The organism is Paraglaciecola sp. (assembly GCF_039943935.1).
Classification (GTDB): Bacteria; Pseudomonadota; Gammaproteobacteria; order Enterobacterales; family Alteromonadaceae; genus Paraglaciecola.
On record NZ_JBDUZQ010000024.1, the window covers coordinates 256,031 to 276,140 of the forward strand.

Genomic DNA, 20,110 nt, shown 5'->3' on the forward strand with positions numbered 1-20,110 from the left:
CCTTAAGAGAGCCCTGTTGATGCCAAAAATTCTATTTGGTTTTATTGTTTTATTTTCTTTGGGCGCTTTCAGCAACTTAGCTATAAGTAGCAATGTACCAGATATCACAAGCCAGCAATTACACCCTGAGTACTGGCAGAGTAAATTAGAAAGTAACGAGGTTATGGCGATGAAAAGCAAAGATATAGGCGCATTCAATCAACAATTGTTTGCAAGTAATCCTCATGTTGTAGATCCTTTGGCAAGCCCGATTAAATTAAGTAAAGCTGAATTAATCGCAAACATTAAAAGCATAAGTAGCATTCCCAGTAGCGCACGTTTTTATGCCGATGGTACTCAGCTTTCTAAACAAAACTTCGAAAGCTACACAGCCAACTTAAATATTGAAGGGGTAGCGCAACAAAATACAGTAAAGTTTGGGCTAGTGAGTAAACGTTCTGCGTTACGTACCTTTCCTACGCTAGATAAAGTCTTTAATGAGGCTATGGACCTAGACTTAGACCGCTTTCAAGAAACAGCGGTTTTTCCGGGCGAGGCTGTGGCGATTTTACACAGCAGTACGGATGGACAATGGCTGTTGGTACAAAACTACAACTATTTAGCCTGGGTACAACAAAGTGATATTGCCATTGGTGATAAAAAGCTAATTGAAAATTACCTTGCCCAAGATAATTTTTTAGTGGTGACTGGTGCAAAAGTATTAACTAGTTTTGTACCTAACAAAAATGCGGTATCTGAAGTACAACTAGATATGGGCGTGAAGTTACCGCTACTTCATGCCAAAGAGCAGCAAGATGAATTATATGACCAGAGTACAGCGGGCAGTTACCAAGTTAAACTTCCCACCCGTAATCAAGATGGCAGTCTTAGTATTCAAATTGCCTTAATTGGCCGCACTCAGGACGTACATCAAGGGTATTTAGCCTACACACCGCAAAGGGTCATCGAACAAGGATTCAAGTTTTTGGGTGAACGCTACGGCTGGGGCCACGATTATAATGGTAGAGATTGCACCGGCTTTGTAGGCGAAATATACAAGACCTTTGGAATATTGATGCCTCGTAATTCTGGTCAACAGGGTAAAGGCGCATACGGCACAAACTATCGTTTTGATAAAAACAGCACAACAGTCAAAAAATTAAGCGTAATTAATAAGATGCAGATTGGCGACCTTATTTATATTCCTGGTCACGTTATGATGTACTTAGGCGAAGAAGAAGGTCAACCTACAGTGATACATGATGTTAAGGGGCTAGCTTACTGGACCCCTGAAGGGGAGTTTTTTAAAGGAACCTTAAACGCAGTCTCGGTAACCCCATTAATTGCGTTACATTTAAACGAAACCACATCCTATGTTGACCGAATATATAATATTAAACGCCTGACTCTTAATAGTGTTGAAGGACTTTAAATACCTATGAAAATTACAGCTATACGTTTTGCAAAATTAGAAGTACCGCTAATCACTCCCTTTAAAACATCTATGCGTACTGTACAGAACATCACAGACTTAGTAATTATTGTTGAAACAGATAAGGGTGTGCTGGGTTATGGCTCAGCGCCTGCTACACCTGTTATTACTGGTGATACCCATGGTTCTATCAGCCATGCCATAAGCACAGTAATTGGCCCTCAGATTATCGGTATGGATATTGAAAATTTAAATGGTATTTGCCATAAAATTCAACACGCTATCGTAGCCAACAACAGTGCCAAAGCAGGTCTAGAGATCGCCATTTACGATTTATGGGCAAAACGATTTGATGCCCCTTTGTACAAACTTTTAGGTGGGGGTAAGCCACATTTAAAGACAGACGTTACCATTAGTGTTGACCATATCGATAAAATGTTAGCTGACGTTAATCTTGCCATAAAACAAGGCTTTGACATTCTAAAGATAAAAATTGGTACAGATATCGAAAATGATATTTCACGAATACACGAAATTTATCAAGATGTAGCAAAACGGGCCATTATTAGATTAGACGTTAACCAAGGTTGGACCGCTAAACAAACGGTTTACGCCATTCAGAAACTAGAAAACATGGGCGTCGAACTTGAGCTAATAGAACAGCCAGTTAAGAATAACGACATTGCCGGTTTAAGCTATATCAGTGAACGCATTACTACCCCTGTAATGGCCGACGAAAGTGCATTTTCACCACAGCAGGTTTTAACCTTAATCCGTAATGGTGCTGCAGATATTATCAATATTAAATTAATGAAATGTGCTGGATTAAGCCAAGCTATTAAAATTGCCGATTTAGCAGAACTACATAACATACCTTGCATGATCGGCTGTATGCTAGAGGGCAGTATTAGTGTGGCAGCGGCAGCTCACTTAGCATCAGCAAAAGCATCGAGCATTCCATTAATAGATTTAGATGGCCCAGTATTGGGACAATACGACCCCGTTGTGGGTGGCGTAGACTTTACGCTATCAAATGTACAATTGGGTCAAGGCGCTGGCCTTGGCATAGAAAGTATCAACAATTTACAGGAGTTAACTTGGCCATTTTAACATCACGTAACGTTTTAACGGGCACACTTATGGTTTTAACAGGTTTATTGAATGCTTGTGAATCAAACTCAGAGCAAACACAACCATTACTACAAAGCTCAGAGACTCAACAGCTTGTGGTTGTAGTGTCAGACGATTGGGAAGCTACCACAGCCAGTTTACAAAAGTTTGAATGGCAAGATGGGGAGTGGCAAGCAGTAGACTCTGCCTACCCAGTCAATTTAGGCCGTAAAGGTTTAGCTTGGGGGTTGGGGTTACACCCTGCTCAAGAAGGCTACTACAAAGTGGAAGGTGACGGTAAAGCCACAGCAGGTATTTTTGATTTGAGCAGCACTTTTGGTTATTTACCGGAAGCTCAAACCCAAATGCCTTATCAAGCTATGTCAGGTAATCATTACTGTATGGACGTAAATAGCTCCCCTCTTTATAATCAAATAGTTGATGAGGCCAAGGTCGGTAAAGATGCAGTGACAGGCTCCACAGAGCCCATGCGCCGAGACATTCATAAAGAAGGGCAAACTATTTATAAAAAAGGAATTGTACTCGACCATAACCCCAACAACATTAGCACTAAAGGGAGCTGTATCTTTTTACACCTATGGTTTGGCCCAGACGTACCTACAGCCGGCTGTACATCAATGGCAGAGCCGCAAATGGATAAGTTATTAGCTTGGCTAGACCCAAAAAAGAGTCCTCGTTATTTAGCCTTACCAAAAGCAGAGTATAAGAAAAAACAAAAAAACTGGGGCTTGCCTACTCTGTAGTAAGCCTAGTAGGCTAATTTGATATGTCGCTCACTGCTAATTGAGCGACGTATAGAGTGTACCAATCTATAGTCAATAGAACTTAATCGGGTTCAGTCAGAATGACAGATACTTAGCTTTACCAATCAAAGGAATAGCCAAAGTTCTGAATATCTTTTGCATACAACTTGTTTACAAGCTCAAGTAACTCATCATCAAAATATTCGCGGTAGTCTTTTTTAACCCGCTTTTTATCACCACTGAATAAATGCCTAAGCTTTCTCAATGCAGCTCTTCTGGGACTATATGAGGAGTTTTTATGGGGTAAACTTGCTCCTTCTAACCCTAGCTTTTCACAAACTTCAGAAAAATCCTCTGCTAAGTTTTCAAAACGACCAATGAAGTCAACATTCTGATTGCCTTGCGCATCAAATAAAAAATCAGACTGGGGAATGATATGACGATAAGCATCACTAAAAGAGTCTTCTTCCGGAAGGCCATTTAAAACAAATTCTTTTAGTGACATTCGACTATCTATTTTTTTATGAAGATATTCAGAGACTAAACGCTGCCAAGGGTTACGCACAAAACCAAAGGTAAAATAATCTTGATAGCTCTGTGCATCAATATGTCCACAAGTCACATACTCATCACTACGCATATGGGCTAGCCTTTGTGGCCCTTTTGCAGGGTCAGAATTTTTAGTCAGTAATAGCTCTTCACAATACTTATCTTGAAGATCATGTTTCTCCTTAAAAAACTGCTCAATACTTTGACCAGCGGTTTTGGGTACATGCACAAATACACATTTAAATTTGTGAGAAATCATACTAATTATTGACCTTAATATTTCTGTTGGAGGACAGTTTACACATCACCGGAACTTTGAATTGTACATCAAATCCTTGTCGCCATAACACGTAAAAACAATGCAATATGCTACTTATGCAAAATGCTAACTATAAGCCACAAAAATAAAGTTTAGGTAGCAATGATGCTTTAATTTGAGTTAGCCTTACATCAAATAAAGTTAAAATACTCACTATGCATAGCAAAGCAATTTATCCAGGTACCTTTGACCCAGTAACAAATGGTCACGCAGACTTAATTGTTAGGGCATCAAAAATGTTCACCGACGTAATCGTAGGTGTTGCCTTTAACCCAAATAAAAAGCCTTTGTTCTCATTAGACGAACGTGTGGATTTAATTAAGCACGTTACCGCTGATCTAGACAATGTAACTGTTATAGGGTTCAAAGGCTTATTAGCTGATTTTGCTGAAACCCAAGGAGCAACTGTGTTGATCCGTGGCCTAAGAGCAGTTTCTGATTTTGAATACGAGTTTCAGCTCGCGAATATGAATCGACGACTCAACCCAAATTTAGAAAGTGTATTTATGACACCAGCAGAAGAAAACTCATTTATCTCCTCTACCTTAGTAAAAGAAGTCGCCTTACACCGAGGCCGAGTTAACGAGTTTTGTCACTCAGCAGTGATAGATGCATTACAGCTTAAATTACACGGTAAAAGTTAAAAATCACCCGCTTATATTAACGCTGGCAGGTGTCACAATAAAATGTATTGCGCTGACCAATATTCACTGATTTGATTGGCGTTTTGCAAACATCACAACCTTCTCCAGCTCGGCCGTATACCAATAATTGCTGTGCAAAATATCCTGGGCTTCCATCAGCTTGGGCAAAATCTTTTAATGTGGTACCACCTTGCTCAATAGCACTAGATAATACTTTTTTAATGATTTCAGCAAGTTGTAAATAACGTTTTTTGGTGACTTTAGCCGCTGGTTTTCTTGGATCAATTCCAGCAATAAACAGTGATTCATTTGCGTATATATTCCCTACCCCAACTACCACTTTATTGTCCATAATAAACTTTTTTATCGCTACAGACTTACCCCGCGACATTTCAAACAGCCTGTCGCCATTAAAGTCATTGGTTAGGGGCTCGGGGCCTAGAGATGACAATAAACGTAACTCTGGCTCATTAGCCCCTTGCCAAAGGCAAGAACCAAAGCGTCTAGTATCATTAAAACGCAAACATTTACCATTTCTCATCACTATATCTAGGTGATCATGCTTTTTGACTTCAGTGTTACTATCAACCACACAAAGCTTACCTGACATACCGAGATGTAAAACAATACTGCCGGCGCTAGTATTCAATAGTAAATATTTTGCCCGCCTATGAATCGAAGTTATCACAAGACCTTCTGCCTTATGTACTTCATTAGGAATAGGCCAACGTAATTGACGCTGACGCACTACTATGGTTTCAATGGTTTGATTTTCAAGGTGAGGACTAATCCCCAAACGGCTGACTTCAACTTCTGGTAATTCAGGCATGTTTTACTCTACAGGGATTAAGGTTTGATAATTAACATCAACTAATTGGTAAGTGTGATGGCCTATTCTTACTAAGGTTTTGTCCGCCAACTTTAAGAAATAATATTCAGTAGGTTCTGCCTGCCCAATAAACCACACTGTGACCTTAGCAGGAGTGTCACTCCACTGAGTGTTTTCCTCGAAAGAACTCACCTCAACTGACTGCCAAAGGTCTATTAATTCTTGTAAGTCTGATGTAACCGTTAGTTCTGACTCAACTCGCCAACCTTGGCCAACTCGTTCAACTTTTGCATTGGAAAACTCAATAGTGCTGATCAATACACCTTGTGGCACTAGCGTAGATACTGCGAGAGCATCGCCTTCATCATTTAAAAAGTTACTACTTAAATTGAAAAGCATGATTAAGGCTAACATACTGACGATAATGACATTATTCCAAGCGCGCTGAGACAACTTAACCATAAAATAAAAACGTGAAAAGAAAACAGACTAAGATTATGCCATAAGGGAACAAGCAGCGACTACTTCCCTATGTAACAAACGCAAAAAACCCGGCAAAAGCCGGGTTTTTCTGGAGACAAAACCAAAGGATTTATTTGATTTTAGCTTCCTTGAACAAAACGTGCTGACGAACTTTAGGATCAAACTTTTTGATCTCCATTTTGCCAGGCATGTTACGTTTGTTTTTATCAGTAGTGTAGTAGTAACCAGTACCAGCAGAAGACACTAACTTAATTTTATCACGCATAATCTGATTCCTTAAACTTTAACACCGTCAGCGCGCATATCGGCCAACACGGTATCAATACCTTTTTTATCAATAATACGCATACCTTTAGCAGATAAACGTAGTTTCACGAAACGGTTTTCACTTTCAACCCAAAAACGGTGAGAATGAAGGTTTGGCAAAAAACGACGACGAGTCGAATTTTTAGCGTGAGAACGGTTGTTTCCTACCGCTGGACGCTTGCCAGTAACTTGACATACTTTGGCCATGGCCTTTGTCTCCAAACAATCTAAAAAATTTAGGTTTAACCAGTCATTTATATATATGACGATTAACGCTATTAACAAGAGGGCGCATTTTATACAGTAAAGCTAACGGGAGTTCAAGAATAATGTGCAGAAAAAGCGCTAATTCGCCCTTTCAGGCTGACAATTAATCAAATTAAGCCTCTTTGAGCAAAAGACACAGCTTCACCGTCACCTATAACGAAGTGGTCTAACACCTTAATATCCATCAGTTTAAAAGCATTAACAATAGCTCCAGTAATATGTTTATCGGCTTGGCTGGGTTCGGCAACTCCAGATGGATGGTTATGGGCCAAAATCACAGCGGCCGCATTATCTTTTAAAGCCTGCTGCACTAACACTCTAGGATAAACTGAAGCGCTATCTATAGTGCCGTAAAACATAGGCCTAAATTTAATCAATCGATATTGGCTATCTAGCATTAACACAGCAAATACTTCATGGGGTTGGTCTCTGAGTTTACTAATCAAATATTTTTGAGTGTGCTCAACCGAATTGCATACATCTAATTTTTCAAGTTTTTCAGCCATATAACGTTGGCTCATTTCTAGGCATGCTTGCAACTGAACATACTTAGCCTGCCCTAACCCCTTAGCTTCACAAAACTCTTGTTCAGACGCGCTAAATAATTTTCTTAAACTACCAAACTCATTTAATAAATTACGGGCCAAATCTACAGCACTATAACCGCTTATCCCTGTTCGTAAAAAAATAGCGAGCAGCTCAGAATCATTTAAAGAGCCTGCGCCTGCTGCTAAAAGTTTTTCTCTAGGTCTTTCTTGTTCGGGCCAATCTGTAATTTTCATGCATCCATGCTCATAAATTTGCAAATAAATAGAAAGCTATTTAATTGATAGGTTAAATCCTTAAAATAAGCCTAGCAAATGAAGACTATTCCAGCCAATAATGTCAATATTAGTTAAAGAAGAGCAATTCAAACACACAATGCATTTTGAAAACACAAACATATTATTAGGTGTGACAGGCGGTATCGCTGCATACAAAACACCAGATTTAGTGCGCAAACTGGTAGCTAAAGGAGCCACTGTTCGCGTTGTACTCACTGATTCTGCTAAAGAATTTGTTAGCCCATTAGCATTACAGGCGGTATCTGGAAATGCTGTTTCAAATGACTTATTAGACAAAGATGCAGAAGCCGCCATGGGTCATATAGAGCTAGCAAAATGGGCCGATAAGCTATTAATCGCACCTGCCACAGCAAATTTTATAGCTAAGCTTACTCACGGTCTTGCAGATGACTTACTATCAACTCTATGTCTTGCAACAGACGCTCCAATATATATTGCACCAGCAATGAACCAACAAATGTGGCATGCAAAAGCGACTCAAGCGAACTTAACAACACTAGCTGAACGGGGTGTTAGCTTTTTAGGGCCCGCTCAAGGAGAACAAGCTTGTGGTGATGTAGGACCCGGCCGAATGTTAGAGCCTCAAGAATTAGCTGACTTATTGCTACCACAAAAAAGTCCTTTGCTGTTAAAAGGGCAAAAAATAACAATTACCGCAGGCCCTACACGAGAAGAAATTGATCCTGTTCGTTATATCAGCAATCACAGCTCAGGAAAGATGGGCTATGCCTTAGCAAATGCGGCAAAAGAATTAGGTGCTGAAGTAACCTTAGTTAGTGGTCCAGTTAACTTACCTGCACCACAGAGTATCAATGTAATTAAAGTCACAAGCGCTGAGCAAATGCTAGATGCCGTTATGAGTACCATAAAAGACTGCAATATATTTGTTGGGTGTGCCGCGGTTGCTGACTATAAAGTTCAACAAAAAGTTGACCAAAAAATCAAGAAATCGGATGATGAGTTAACGCTTACTTTCGTTAAAAACCCTGATATATTGAAGGAGGTAGCACACTTAAGTTCACCACCTTTTACTGTGGGCTTTGCAGCAGAAACCCAAAACCTAAGGGAATATGCATTGGGGAAATTACAACGTAAGAAATTGAATATGATTGCTGCAAATGATGTATCAGATAGCCAAATCGGGTTTAACAGTGAACAAAACGCGCTGACAGTTTTTTGGCCAAAAGGTGAATTAAAATTAGAAGTTGCCGATAAACAATTATTAGCTAAAAAGCTTATGCTGTTAGTTGAACAAAGATACACTGAACAAAAATAGACCATGCCACAGTCTTTTAGGAACCCAAATGCCAGCTACAAAACGCCCAAACCGCCGAGCACAAATACTCCAAGCTCTTGCCAGTATGCTTCAGACCAACCCAGGCCAACGTATTACGACGGCAAAATTGGCTGCACATGTAGGCGTATCAGAAGCTGCTTTATATAGGCATTTTCCTAGTAAAGCGAGAATGTTTGAAGGCCTGATAGAGTTTATTGAAGAAACGCTATTTTCCCGTATTAATAAGATAATTAATGAGGAAAAGGACACTGCCACTCGTTGCCAATTAATATTGCATCTTATTTTGGGGTTTGCTGAAAAAAACCCAGGGATAACAAGAATTTTAAACGGTGATGCTTTAATGGGCGAGCAAGATAGATTACGGGAGCGCATTGCTCAGTTGTATGAACGCCTAGAAACCCAACTAAAGCAAGTACTGCGGGAGCGCAAACTTCGAGAAGGAAAAACCTTACCCGCAGAAGAAAGCATTATTGCTAATATGTTGATATGTTTCGCAGATGGCAGAATTAACCAATTTATTCGTAGTGAATTTACAAAGCGCCCAACTGAAGGCTTTACTGAGCAATGGCAGTTTATCAACACGCAATTTTTTGGTTAATTATCTGAATAAGTATAATTACACAAAAAAAGCGGTCACATTTATGGCCGCTTTTTTAATGCTCAGGATTAAGTATTATTTAGAGAAATTATCTCCCAAAAAATTCTAATCATTCCAGTTTGAATCTCGCAGGTGATTTGCTAAGGTCACATCAATATAAAAATTTACTCCAGCGAAAATAGTCGCGGCTTGCCAATTAAATATCTGATGTAGGCCATCTTCTGGCTTATGATAATTAGTCTTGAGAAACAATTTCAATTACTAATTACCATCAACCTGTATCTACCAACCTTAAGCTAGGTACTAAAATACTGTGGGAATGCCTTTACAAACTTGACACGTGATGAAACTTAACTAATCTCATAAGAACACTTGTTCTATAAAGAAAGCACCTCATGCCACGTAAACCCCAATATAATATAGATTTAGTTCTCACTTTGGCCATAGATATATTTCTCGAACATGGTTATCACGGTGCGATTATGGATGAAATCATCTTCAGGACAGGATTCAACCGTAGGGGGTTTTATGTAGAATTTGGCAGTAAACAAGCTTTTCTATATAAAGTATTAAATCATTATCAAAGTAAATATTTACAGGAATTAATGAAGAACCTTGAGTCGAAACAAGGACTAGACTCTATCAATAGTTTTTTCACTGAATACGTCTCGCACGTTAAGGGAAAAGGCTGTTTACTGATAAATTGTATTACTGAATTAGGTTTTGACGACGAGACAGTACGTGGAGTTGGTCGCCATTATCTGGATAGTTTGCAAATAGCCTTTATTGGTTGTTTAGAAAAAGCCCAAAACTTAGGGCAAGTACAACCCCATATCAATATTGAGTCCACTGCATTGCAGCTAACGAGTTATGTTCAAGGCTTTGCAGTAAACGCCGTGTTAGCAGGTGACACTGACGAATTACAATTAGCCACCCAAGCATTATTAGGACCTTTAGCCGTTAAGCAATAGATTTTCCCTTACCTGAACTTGTAATTTTGTGAAAGGCCTCCACTTAGAGTGGCACAGTCCAGCTGATTCAGCACTAAAATAGTAATAATGATCATGGCGAACAATACACATTTATTTAGAATTCAGTTTATTAGTAACGGCGAAAAGTACGAGCTTTATGTACGAGAAGTAAGCCAAGGTAGCATGTTTGGTTTTGTGGAAGTTGGCGACTTTGTTTGGGATACTCATACTAGTTTAGTCGTTGACCCTAGCCATGAAAAGCTAAAGGATGAATTTGCAGAAGTGACACAGACGTATATTCCTATGCATAGTATTTTACGTATTGACGAAGTCAAAAAACAAGGCACATCAAAAATCACCCAACTGTCTGATAAAGTTGCATCTTTTCCGAGCCCTATCTATACACCTAAATCGTAAAAGTGACTTGTTGCAGGATTTAAGTATTTAGTAAATACCTTTATGCTGGGTAAAAACAAAAAAGGTAGCTTAATGAAAAGCTTTTCTGGGTTTATTATTTTACTAGTCTGTATCGTATGCAGTTTTAGCGCTTATGCAGACAAGCTTACTCCTCTCATTGATAAGATTTGGCAATATGAGCTATCTGTCTCACCTATCAGTGCGACTCGCCAAGGTGTGCATGCTTATGACGACAAGTTATCTGATATATCCCCTGCAGCTTTAGCGGCTCAAAATAAACAGTATCGCTTGTTTATGGCCGACTTGTTAAAAATTGATCAAGCACCGCTAAATCAAACCGAACAAATAACCTTGTTAATGCAAAAGTACCGGTTACAAAATTATATCGATCAGTATCAATTCAATGCTCACTATATGCCACTCACCTCTGAGTCTAGCTTCCATAGCGCCTTAGCATTTCTACCTCGAACAAGCCGCTTCGACAATAAAATCGATTACGATAATTATCTAACCAGATTAGAACAGTTTCCCGAGTATTTTAAGCAACAAATAAACTGGATGAAAAAAGGCATTGATACAGGGTTTGTTCAACCAAAAGCTGTTTTAATGGGGTTTGAACATTCGGTGCAGGCATTTATTCATGAAGAACCCGAAGCGAGCGTTTTTTATGCGCCTTTTTTAGAGATTAAAAATTCTCTTTCAAATACAGATAAAGAAGCGATATTAACAAGAGCAAGAGCCACTATTACAAAACATGTTTATAGTGCCTATCAGGCTTTTTATGATTTTTTAACATCTGAATACTTGCCAAAAAGTAAAAGCGATATTGCCGCAGCTACTTGGCCCAAAGGCCGAGAGTATTACCAAAACCGCAGTAACTACTACACCACAACCACTATGCCAGTAGAAGAGATCCACCAGCTTGGCTTAAGTGAAGTACAACGTATTCGCAATGAGATGCAACGAATAGTCAATGAACTAAAGTTTGATGGGGATATTAATCAATTTATAGAATACTTAAGAACCGAACCTAAATTTTATGCGAACACAGCAGAGGAATTACTTAAAGAAGCTTCATACATTGCAAAAAAAATAGACGCTAAGCTTCCTCAGTTATTTAGTACGTTACCCCGTACACCATACGGCGTGCAACCCGTACCAGATAACATTGCACCTAAATACACGACAGGTCGTTATATCTCTCCTTCTCGAGACAATCAGCCAGGTTATTATTGGGTGAATACCTACGCATTGGATAAACGCCCTTTATACGCTTTGACAGCGTTAACCTTGCATGAGGCAGTACCAGGCCATCACTTACAAATATCACTAGCGCAAGAGATGAACAACTTACCAGAAGTAAGACGATACACTTACATATCAGCTTTTGGTGAAGGCTGGGGCCTCTATTCAGAGTTTTTGGGGAAAGAGGTAGGCATGTATGAAGACCCTTATGATGAATTTGGTAGATTAAGCTACGAAATGTGGAGGGCTTGTCGATTGGTGGTTGATACTGGAATGCACCTTAAAGGTTGGACGAGACAACAAGCTATTGATTACATGTTAGAAAATACAGCACTCTCAGAACACAATGTTAGAACAGAAATCGACCGTTATATCTCTTGGCCTGCACAAGCTTTATCCTATAAGATTGGGGAATTAACAATAAAGGAACTGCGTGAACAAGCAGAAATAGAGCTTGGTGAAAAATTCAACCTCAGAGATTTTCACGATGCAGTGTTAGAGCACGGTTCTATTCCTTTATCAGTTTTAGAAAAGAACATTCAGCAATTTATCGAACAACAATAAATCAACAAATTAGTCTTTAGTTTATGGAGTGGTAACATGGTCGCTTTTGGTGTAATTGGTTTTCTAATTTTACTGTTGGTATTCATTGTTACCCGTAATCAAAGTATTCAACAAGAAGTAAAGCAGACTCAGCATGCCCATAAAACACTGCAATTACAAAACAAACACACATTGAGTATAATAAATACAATGTCATCTCATCTACAGCAGAGTTTACAGACAAAATTAAACTCTTTGCAAAGCCATGGTTTAATTAAGCAAGCAGATTTTGAGATAGTTCACTTTATATTAGAGAATTTTAAATACGTTATTTTGCAGTGCAGTCAAGATGGTGAAACAGTAGAAATTGCAATTGCAAAAGCACTTAAGGGAAACGATTTAACAATAGAAGATATACGTCAGTTCATCGCTAAGCAACAATCAGAAACACGGATACCTTGGTGCCAAAATACAGTGACAGGCTTTGTAACCGCATGTCAAAACTTAACTTCAGATAAGGCTAAAATAGCATCTCCCCAAGAGACTTAAGCAATTAGGCTTGTAAGCCACCTACCCCTCACAACGCAACAACAGCAGCTCAAACTCCTGTTTTTGTACTGGCATTATTGATAAACGATGACCTTTTTTTACTAACCCAATTTCAGTAATATCACCCATAGCTTTAATTTGTTTTAAAGATAAAAGCTCATAAAATTTTTGCTTAAATTTAATGTCTACCATTACCCATCTAGGGTTTTCTGGCAGAGATTTAGGATCATAATACTTACTTTCAGGGTCAAATTGAGTGTGATCAGGGTAGCCTTCTTTCACAACCTCAGCTAACCCAACTATGCCGACATTTTTACAACTGGAATGATAGATAAAAACGAGGTCGCCAGACTTTACTTGGTCACGTAAAAAATTACGGGCTTGGTAATTTCTAATGCCATCCCAGTGCTCAATTTGGGTAGGTTTGTTTTTTAAATCATCAATACTGAAAGCATCAGGCTCTGTTTTAAATAACCAATATTGCACAAACCTACCCCTTCGACATTTTAAAGCGAAAACATTAGCCTTTAAACTAGAGCTTTTCAAGCCAACTTTGTAGTAGACCCTGAAGTTGCAGACCATCCACCAGCTTAAAGTTTTGTGGAGCCGTAGGTAAACGATTACGACCATCTTGCACCACTAATAAACCTTGGGGCAACTGCGAGCCCAGAGCGTTAGAAGTAATAGCCAAACCATCGGTTTCTGATGCGCCATCTACCCTAGTGGTAATATCCATATCAATTTTAAAACTGCCTAGGTGTTTGTTTTTATCATCTAAGGCAAACACGCCATAACTATCATTCCCTTGACTAGATGCAAACAGAAATCTTTGGCCTTTATAACGATAAATGCCTAGGCCCTCTACATCAGCCACGAAGGTATCGTTAGTTTTAATAATTAACTTACTTGGTGCGTCAATAGGCTCAGCAGAAACCTGCCACACGCCAACGGCTTCTTCGCCATAATATAACTGTTGATTCTGGTCATCGACCACACAACCTTCCGGCTGGCTTGGAGCTGAGAACTCTCTTACAAGCAGCCCAGAAATGTCATCCCCATTGGGCTTCAAGAGATATTGCTGATAGTGCCCATCAGTACCATTTATAAACACGTAGTATTGCTCAGCATTCTGATACATACATAGGCCATATACGTCATCAATATCGGTTTTGATATCTGAAAGGTAGGAAAGCACTCCTGTTTTAGGTTCAATAGTAAATACGCTAATACTTTTTGTACTGCGGTTACTAGCTGTAGCAATATCCACTCGTTTTCCGTTGAATTCCATGCCATATCTAACATCCACATTGTTAACACGACCAACATTAAGCTCTTTTAACAATTGGCCTTGTAAATCGTATTGCAACAAGCCTTGTTTTTTATTGGTCCCTAATACGCGACTATTGGCACTGTCTGCAAAATTTATCCAAATTGCAGGATCATCAGCAGCATCCCCATAAGCATTTACAGGAGTAGTTTCAGCATATGCTGTCACAGCTTGCATACTAGAAGTCGTTCTCTGCAAAGGCCAGCTATCTGTATTCAACGTACTTGCGGTGTATTGACCTGTTTCATCATCAAACACTCCAAGCCTTATAGACTGTTGTTGCATAACCGCACTAACACTTTCCGGTTTATGGCTTCCCTCAAGAATGACAAACTGTGCTTGATTGCTATTTTGGGTATCAACCATCCATACGCCTTTTTGTTCTGGCGCAGTAACCAACAATTCTCCTGACGGTAGGATATCTAGATGGGTGATTTCACCCATAACAAGGCCATTTGGATCAGTTGCTATCACTAACTCCCGGGATAATTCGGACTCGTGGCTAGCTAAATAGCGCCATACGCCAATATTCTCTTCCGCTAAGTATAAGTAACCTGACGTATCGTCAACCACACATGACTTAGTTTGCGGCGCTCCTATAAACGTTTGTACCAATAGGTCGGTAAGCTGCTGTTGAGAGCCATCCACGACTGTTCGCTGAGCAATTTCTCCTAGCGTGTCGGCAGTAAATAATGAGAGGTGCCCTTGGGGCATTAAATACCAACATAGGCTTTCAATTTGGGCTGAGGTTTTGGGAAGTCTTGTTATTTCTGACAATTCGAGTGTTTGCCAGTCCAGTTTAATAATTAACACTTGTCCTAAATTGCTATCCAGTGCAGCTATTAACCCAAAGCTTTCAACAGATTCAAGACGAGCTTGGTAAACAATATGCTACATACCTATTGCAAATGCAGCACTTGTCTAACGAAGAATCTGCAAGCTTAATGCAATTTAATGATATACCTAACTTCAGGAGAGCCGTAAAACGCTGGACTGGGCAAACACCCAGCCAACTTAGATTAACTTAAGGCTTTCTACCTAATCGTAAAAAGGTGAGCGAACTTGATTGAGATCTATCAGGTTAACTGGCTTTTGAAGCATCTGGCCGCCATCACGTCCTATTGGCACCCAAGGGATCTTCCCCCTACCTTTAGCTGGCTTTAATACAAATAGGTCAAAAGGAATTGATATATAGAACCCTTTTGTGAAGCTTCCCTCGCCATATTCTTCTGCAGAGACATTAGTAATTGCCGCATAGGCTCCAACAATAATTCCGCTATCAAAGCGCTTAGCAAAATCAATATTTACACCTTTATCTTTGGCTAAAAATTGTCCAGCACTGATAACAATTTGGGTATCAGGCAAAAAGTCCGGACGCCAGTACATACTTGCGTGACCAGTAAAGGTTTTGTAATCAAAAAAGTCGAAGTTATTTTCATAAGATCTTTGCTGCACATAGTTCAAATCAATACCAAATGATAAATTACTATCAACTGGGCTATAGAATAATTCAGTGCCTACTCCACCAAACATAGTTTCTAAATAACCACCGTACGCTTGAGCAAACAAATTAGGGGCGATTCTATCAGTCCAATGTAGAAACGCGGTTTCCAGTGTCACTTTACTGCGAGTAACATATTCTCTAACTTGAGTTCTAACTCTCGGCAGGGTTGAATTCTGGCGATCTGTTGTAAAGTTAAACTTATCGAAATTTTCAATTAGGGTAGCTTTAACTCCTCCAGATATTGAGAAATTTTCATTAAATCCATACCCACCACTTAAAATTGCGCCACCTTGATAAAGGTAAAAAGATTCTGGACCTCCAAACGTTTGGATCCAGAAACTATTAACAGAATGAAACAAACCAGAAGTATTATTAGGTTTGTAATTCGTCAAAGTTTCTGTGGAAGGTTCTTGGCGCTGATAAGATACTGTTAAATCTGATTCCAATGCTTCATATAGAGCGGCACTTTTAAATGCGTCGGCGTCAATTTCTGTCTCAACCATAGGTAACAATGCAGCGTTAGTTACTATTCTATAAGTTTTAATAGACTCTGGAAGCTCTGAAGCTAATATCCGCCCAACTCTTTCAATAGCTTCGTCGTTGTCTCTATATGCGAACTGATTACCGTAGATTGTCATTTCATCAGACGTCTGGTGAGTATAGTTGATGAGAAAACTCCCATCAGTATATAAGTCAGTATATAAACGTTGTCTGTTTAGACTTTTCATATCTATAGCAGGGGTTACACCATCAATTGAGCGAGGCGGCTTGTCAAACTTAACTTGTTTTGCCGTGTGCAGGTTTAATTTGTAAGTTACTCCAAAGCCAACTGTATTTCCCCTTTGATAATTAAGACTAAAATCAAAGTCATTCCATTCATAAACTAAACCTAAATTCCATGGAGAGCTCTGCTCAAGCTCACCTGCTCGGTCATTTAGATAGTTATTCCCTTCATATTCAAGCTTTACTCTTAGCTTATCTATAGGTGTTTGGTATTCAATACCGCCGAAAATAGATGCAGGCCCTTTAAAGAAATGACCAAACTCTATTTTTCCACCACTTCCAGAAAAACCGCTAGGCCTTTCGCAGTAACTATCAGCAACCTCGCAAAGGGGATTAATAACATTACCACCTGCCCCTAAATAACCCCATCCGATACCTAGATGAACATCTACTGGCCCTAGCCTCTTACTGAAGTTTATAAATTCACTCTCAAAAAAACCTGTCCCTCCAAAATCACGAAAACCCATAGCTACTTGCGGTAAATAGTAATCTTCTTCTAGGAGTCTAAATTTTACGTCAATACCTTTGTCTTTTAAGGTTTGATTACCACTAAAACTAGCTACATTACTATAAAGCTGTGTCCTTACATCTGTATACCTTACCGTTGCCTCCATCCAAGGAAACAACTGTAAACTACTTGACCAAAATCGGTACTCGTTATTATCGGTATAACTGATAGTTTGAGAGCCTTCAGGCATCATTCTAGCGGTTGGAGTTTGCCATAAGCCAACACCACCTTGAACCATCTGAGAAGGAGCTACAGCCTTACTTTCTTGTGTATATCCTTGAATCTGAATAGATATGAGAGCAATAAAAAAGGTAAGCTTGTTTAACTTGGAGCAGGTTTTCATTTATTCAATAATCCTATTCGTAGCTAACTTTGCAATTTTCATATTTAAAATGTCCATTTTTTTAGAAAATTGAGACTGATAAAAAGGAATAAATATTTGACCACCTGCCATGACATGATCATAACTGTTATTCCAATAGGCTACGCCAGATTTTTTTACCGCACCATTACCTTGAACAATATAAACAAAACTGCTATCTGCAAGATCAGTTACTTTTATGTTGGATAAATACTCCACTACAGCAACACTACCTTTATATTTAATAACAGTAGGTTCATCAACCAACCCAATTATAGATACAGTTTCAACTCTCTCCTTCAATAGTAATAGATATTCTCCGTTTTCAAACCTAGGGTTAAATTTAGGCTGCACCCTTGCTAAATCATAATCTATTGGAATGACAATTCTTTTCCCTAAATTCCAACGCTCAAGATTTCCTGCTAATCGACTGATAACTTTTCCATCATCTGTAGAGGCAGCCAATGCAACAAGCTCCTCAATTATGAGAGACCTTTCATTATCGATAGTGCTATCACCCATACGAAATAAAGCAGAAGATTGCCAGTACCATGAACGCTCTAATGCTATTGGCTCTAAAACTTCAGATAACCTTGGGTTACCATCGTAATGAAACACAGTATCATTAATCTTAATTTTAACCGTTGCAGTACTAACACAGGTCCAGCTTAGAACAAAAATTAGTAGGAATATCTTCACACTCAACCTCCTACGCTCAACACATTAGCCAAAGGTAAACGTGCAATACGACTTATATAAGTAATCTCATATCTATCAGAGCTTGGTGTAAGCTGTTGTTCACTTTTTAATAGTTGGTCGGTCTTGATGTCAAACCAGAAACGATTAGTCCAAGTGTCTATTTCTTCATTTACTTTCTGAAAAGTAACCACTTCCTTTATCATATTAGCTTTAGCATGATTGCCATCAATGACTAGCTCAGCGTTAACTATCAATTCAAACTTCGACTCGACAAATGCACTTCGGCTATCATCATAATCAACATAGCGGTTCCAATATGAAATCGTATTAATATATTCAGGGGTAGCTAAGGGATCATTTTCAATATTGCTAACAAATAAAAAGTTATCCATGGTGCCAACTGTCTTTATTATCCGACCGCCTTTTTCCACTAACAGGGCATTATCGCCACTAACCCATTTGTATTCGGAGTTCTCGATATATGCAAGTGCCAACACAGCTCTTGGTTTATCCTTCAAACTAACATAGAGCAAATCAATGGGTGAGTTTTGTATTTCTGACAATGTTAGAACTGGATCGGCAGTTGTTTGAAAAGCGAGTTTAATGGTTTCTAAATAAGCTCTGTGTGTCGAAGAACAGCCCACAAATACAATTAAACTCAGAAATAAAAATGTTGTTCTATAAAAAGCCACAAAGCCACCCTAAAAAATAGACACAAAAAAAGCCGCCAAAAGGCGGCTTTTGCTAAAACAATAACCTATTGAAACGTTGGCGCATAGGTAAATGTCACAGGAACAGTTACCGTACTAGTCATAGTACCAGTACCAGTTTGTGTAACAGTAACAGTCGTACCAATACATACACCATCAGCTAATTCATCAGAACCGCTACAAGTAGCATCTGGGTCAACTGGGTCAACTGGATCTATTGGGTCTACTATATCGGCAGTACCATTAGAATTTGCTACCAAAGCACCAGCAACCGCAACTGCAGCTGCAGCTGCAGCAACAGTACCAGCAGCTACGCCACCAATAGTTGCACTAGTAGCAGATGCACCGCCAGCTACTTCTTGTGCATTAACAGAAGCTATAGACGCTGCTGCCACCAAAGTTATTAATAATTTTTTCATTGCCAATCCTTCTATCAATTATGATCACTATTTTCGATATTAATTGATCCAGACCTAAAGCACAAACTATTAATTCAACTCCATCGATTTTAGTAAGTTTAAAGGAATGATAAGCCACATCAAACTTATAAAAACAATAATAATCTAGTGAGACATATCTTCTACACCCCTTATAATATCAGGCATTCAACCGTATTGCTTAAATACCTCGGTCACACAAGCCAACGATACCTAGGTATAGCTATACATATTATAAAATTAGAGCTAGACGGCCATTAAACCTAAAGCATATTTAAGCAAACAGGTTCATTTACGAATGATCTAGTTAAACTCAATGCAACATGCATAGTTATATCTATTTAAGCTATTACGTAGATTCTTATGTTTGACTACTTTTATTTATCAAAAGTCAGAATGCTTAAAAGGAATACCCAATGGATGGCCCTTTCTTTAAATAGGTGTCTGCGGGGCTGTCTTCCAGCAGTTTGCGACTTACATGGATTTAGGAAGTGCCGTAAAATATCTGAAACATTCTATGTCTACTTTCCTATGGGGGATAACTGGTCTTTTTAGGACCGCCGTTCCGCTCCATTTTTCAACGAGGCATAGACGTGTATTTCACTACTCTAGGTTTATTTCTGTTCATTAAGTA

24 protein-coding genes are annotated in these 20,110 nt (G+C 39.0%); 11 read left to right on the top strand and 13 right to left on the bottom strand.

The genetic code is table 11. The features are described from left to right. The first annotated feature begins 19 nt into the window (after positions 1-19). Genes ABJD71_RS17660 through ABJD71_RS17670 form a run of 3 tightly spaced genes read left to right on the top strand, consistent with a single transcriptional unit; the run spans position 20 to position 3,285 of the window. Entirely contained in the window at positions 20-1,411 is a 1,392-nt protein-coding gene (locus ABJD71_RS17660; RefSeq protein ID WP_348172592.1) for an SH3 domain-containing protein, read from the top strand. 6 nt (positions 1,412-1,417) lie between these two features. Beyond that, complete coding sequence (locus ABJD71_RS17665) at positions 1,418-2,521, top strand: dipeptide epimerase (RefSeq protein ID WP_348172595.1); 1,104 nt, start codon at positions 1,418-1,420, stop codon at positions 2,519-2,521. Next, positions 2,509-3,285: a hypothetical protein gene (locus ABJD71_RS17670; RefSeq protein ID WP_348172598.1), complete on the top strand. Its 777-nt coding sequence runs from the start codon at positions 2,509-2,511 to the stop codon at positions 3,283-3,285. The genes ABJD71_RS17665 and ABJD71_RS17670 overlap by 13 nt, the downstream gene beginning before the upstream one ends. Before the next feature lie 118 nt (positions 3,286-3,403). On the opposite strand, the gene ABJD71_RS17675 is transcribed toward ABJD71_RS17670, so the two are convergent. Next, entirely contained in the window at positions 3,404-4,093 is a 690-nt protein-coding gene (locus tag ABJD71_RS17675) for a sulfotransferase family protein (protein ID WP_348172601.1), read from the bottom strand. A gap of 215 nt (positions 4,094-4,308) precedes the next feature. Here ABJD71_RS17675 and coaD point away from each other — a divergent pair, with 215 nt between their 5' ends. Next, positions 4,309-4,797, top strand: a complete 489-nt coding sequence (gene coaD / locus ABJD71_RS17680; protein WP_348172604.1) for a pantetheine-phosphate adenylyltransferase — start codon at positions 4,309-4,311, stop codon at positions 4,795-4,797. A 16-nt stretch (positions 4,798-4,813) separates the two neighbouring features. Here coaD and mutM read toward each other — a convergent pair whose 3' ends face one another. The 5 genes from mutM to radC form a co-directional block, all read right to left on the bottom strand. Beyond that, entirely contained in the window at positions 4,814-5,626 is an 813-nt protein-coding gene (mutM, locus tag ABJD71_RS17685) for a bifunctional DNA-formamidopyrimidine glycosylase/DNA-(apurinic or apyrimidinic site) lyase (protein WP_348172607.1), read from the bottom strand. A gap of 3 nt (positions 5,627-5,629) precedes the next feature. Further along, entirely contained in the window at positions 5,630-6,088 is a 459-nt protein-coding gene (locus tag ABJD71_RS17690; protein WP_348172610.1) for a hypothetical protein, read from the bottom strand. A gap of 130 nt (positions 6,089-6,218) precedes the next feature. Continuing rightward, positions 6,219-6,374 (bottom strand): 50S ribosomal protein L33, encoded by a 156-nt coding sequence (gene rpmG, locus ABJD71_RS17695; RefSeq protein ID WP_348172613.1) that lies wholly within the window; start codon positions 6,372-6,374, stop codon positions 6,219-6,221. An 11-nt stretch (positions 6,375-6,385) separates the two neighbouring features. Beyond that, complete coding sequence (rpmB, locus tag ABJD71_RS17700; RefSeq protein ID WP_133468221.1) at positions 6,386-6,622, bottom strand: 50S ribosomal protein L28; 237 nt, start codon at positions 6,620-6,622, stop codon at positions 6,386-6,388. Between the two features lie 167 nt (positions 6,623-6,789). Further along, the gene (gene radC, locus ABJD71_RS17705) at positions 6,790-7,464 is read right to left on the bottom strand and encodes a DNA repair protein RadC (protein WP_348172616.1); all 675 of its coding nucleotides are present in this window, start codon (positions 7,462-7,464) and stop codon (positions 6,790-6,792) included. 139 nt (positions 7,465-7,603) lie between these two features. Here radC and coaBC point away from each other — a divergent pair, with 139 nt between their 5' ends. Both coaBC and slmA read left to right on the top strand, forming a co-directional pair. Beyond that, positions 7,604-8,803, top strand: a complete 1,200-nt coding sequence (gene coaBC / locus ABJD71_RS17710) for a bifunctional phosphopantothenoylcysteine decarboxylase/phosphopantothenate--cysteine ligase CoaBC (protein ID WP_348172675.1) — start codon at positions 7,604-7,606, stop codon at positions 8,801-8,803. Between the two features lie 28 nt (positions 8,804-8,831). Continuing rightward, positions 8,832-9,422, top strand: coding sequence for a nucleoid occlusion factor SlmA (gene slmA, locus ABJD71_RS17715; protein ID WP_348172619.1), 591 nt, complete (start codon positions 8,832-8,834; stop codon positions 9,420-9,422). A gap of 105 nt (positions 9,423-9,527) precedes the next feature. Here slmA and ABJD71_RS17720 read toward each other — a convergent pair whose 3' ends face one another. Next, complete coding sequence (locus ABJD71_RS17720; RefSeq protein ID WP_348172622.1) at positions 9,528-9,680, bottom strand: hypothetical protein; 153 nt, start codon at positions 9,678-9,680, stop codon at positions 9,528-9,530. A 137-nt stretch (positions 9,681-9,817) separates the two neighbouring features. Here ABJD71_RS17720 and ABJD71_RS17725 point away from each other — a divergent pair, with 137 nt between their 5' ends. The 4 genes from ABJD71_RS17725 to ABJD71_RS17740 all read left to right on the top strand — a co-directional run bounded on the left by ABJD71_RS17725 (position 9,818) and on the right by ABJD71_RS17740 (position 13,147). Then, on the top strand, positions 9,818-10,393 hold the full coding sequence (locus tag ABJD71_RS17725; protein ID WP_348172625.1) for a TetR/AcrR family transcriptional regulator: 576 nt from the start codon (positions 9,818-9,820) through the stop codon (positions 10,391-10,393). 93 nt (positions 10,394-10,486) lie between these two features. After that, on the top strand, positions 10,487-10,810 hold the full coding sequence (locus tag ABJD71_RS17730; protein WP_348172628.1) for a DUF1820 family protein: 324 nt from the start codon (positions 10,487-10,489) through the stop codon (positions 10,808-10,810). Between the two features lie 72 nt (positions 10,811-10,882). Beyond that, entirely contained in the window at positions 10,883-12,619 is a 1,737-nt protein-coding gene (locus tag ABJD71_RS17735; protein ID WP_348172631.1) for a DUF885 domain-containing protein, read from the top strand. 36 nt (positions 12,620-12,655) lie between these two features. Then, positions 12,656-13,147 (top strand): hypothetical protein, encoded by a 492-nt coding sequence (locus ABJD71_RS17740; RefSeq protein WP_348172634.1) that lies wholly within the window; start codon positions 12,656-12,658, stop codon positions 13,145-13,147. Between the two features lie 21 nt (positions 13,148-13,168). Here the strand turns inward: ABJD71_RS17740 and ABJD71_RS17745 are convergent, their stop codons facing one another. Both ABJD71_RS17745 and ABJD71_RS17750 read right to left on the bottom strand, forming a co-directional pair. Further along, the gene (locus ABJD71_RS17745) at positions 13,169-13,633 is read right to left on the bottom strand and encodes an EVE domain-containing protein (RefSeq protein ID WP_348172637.1); all 465 of its coding nucleotides are present in this window, start codon (positions 13,631-13,633) and stop codon (positions 13,169-13,171) included. 46 nt (positions 13,634-13,679) lie between these two features. Then, positions 13,680-15,251, bottom strand: a complete 1,572-nt coding sequence (locus ABJD71_RS17750; RefSeq protein WP_348172640.1) for a phytase — start codon at positions 15,249-15,251, stop codon at positions 13,680-13,682. Positions 15,252-15,307: 56 nt separating this feature from the next. Here ABJD71_RS17750 and ABJD71_RS17755 point away from each other — a divergent pair, with 56 nt between their 5' ends. Then, positions 15,308-15,502 (top strand): hypothetical protein, encoded by a 195-nt coding sequence (locus tag ABJD71_RS17755; protein WP_348172642.1) that lies wholly within the window; start codon positions 15,308-15,310, stop codon positions 15,500-15,502. A gap of 10 nt (positions 15,503-15,512) precedes the next feature. On the opposite strand, the gene ABJD71_RS17760 is transcribed toward ABJD71_RS17755, so the two are convergent. The 4 genes from ABJD71_RS17760 to ABJD71_RS17775 all read right to left on the bottom strand — a co-directional run bounded on the left by ABJD71_RS17760 (position 15,513) and on the right by ABJD71_RS17775 (position 19,458). Next, positions 15,513-17,612, bottom strand: a complete 2,100-nt coding sequence (locus tag ABJD71_RS17760; protein ID WP_348172645.1) for a YjbH domain-containing protein — start codon at positions 17,610-17,612, stop codon at positions 15,513-15,515. Then, the gene (locus ABJD71_RS17765; protein ID WP_348172648.1) at positions 17,613-18,329 is read right to left on the bottom strand and encodes a capsule biosynthesis GfcC family protein; all 717 of its coding nucleotides are present in this window, start codon (positions 18,327-18,329) and stop codon (positions 17,613-17,615) included. It abuts the gene before it with no gap. Positions 18,330-18,331: 2 nt separating this feature from the next. Continuing rightward, positions 18,332-19,021, bottom strand: a complete 690-nt coding sequence (locus ABJD71_RS17770) for a YjbF family lipoprotein (RefSeq protein ID WP_348172651.1) — start codon at positions 19,019-19,021, stop codon at positions 18,332-18,334. A gap of 65 nt (positions 19,022-19,086) precedes the next feature. Then, on the bottom strand, positions 19,087-19,458 hold the full coding sequence (locus ABJD71_RS17775) for a hypothetical protein (protein ID WP_348172654.1): 372 nt from the start codon (positions 19,456-19,458) through the stop codon (positions 19,087-19,089). Positions 19,459-20,110: the final 652 nt, after the last annotated feature.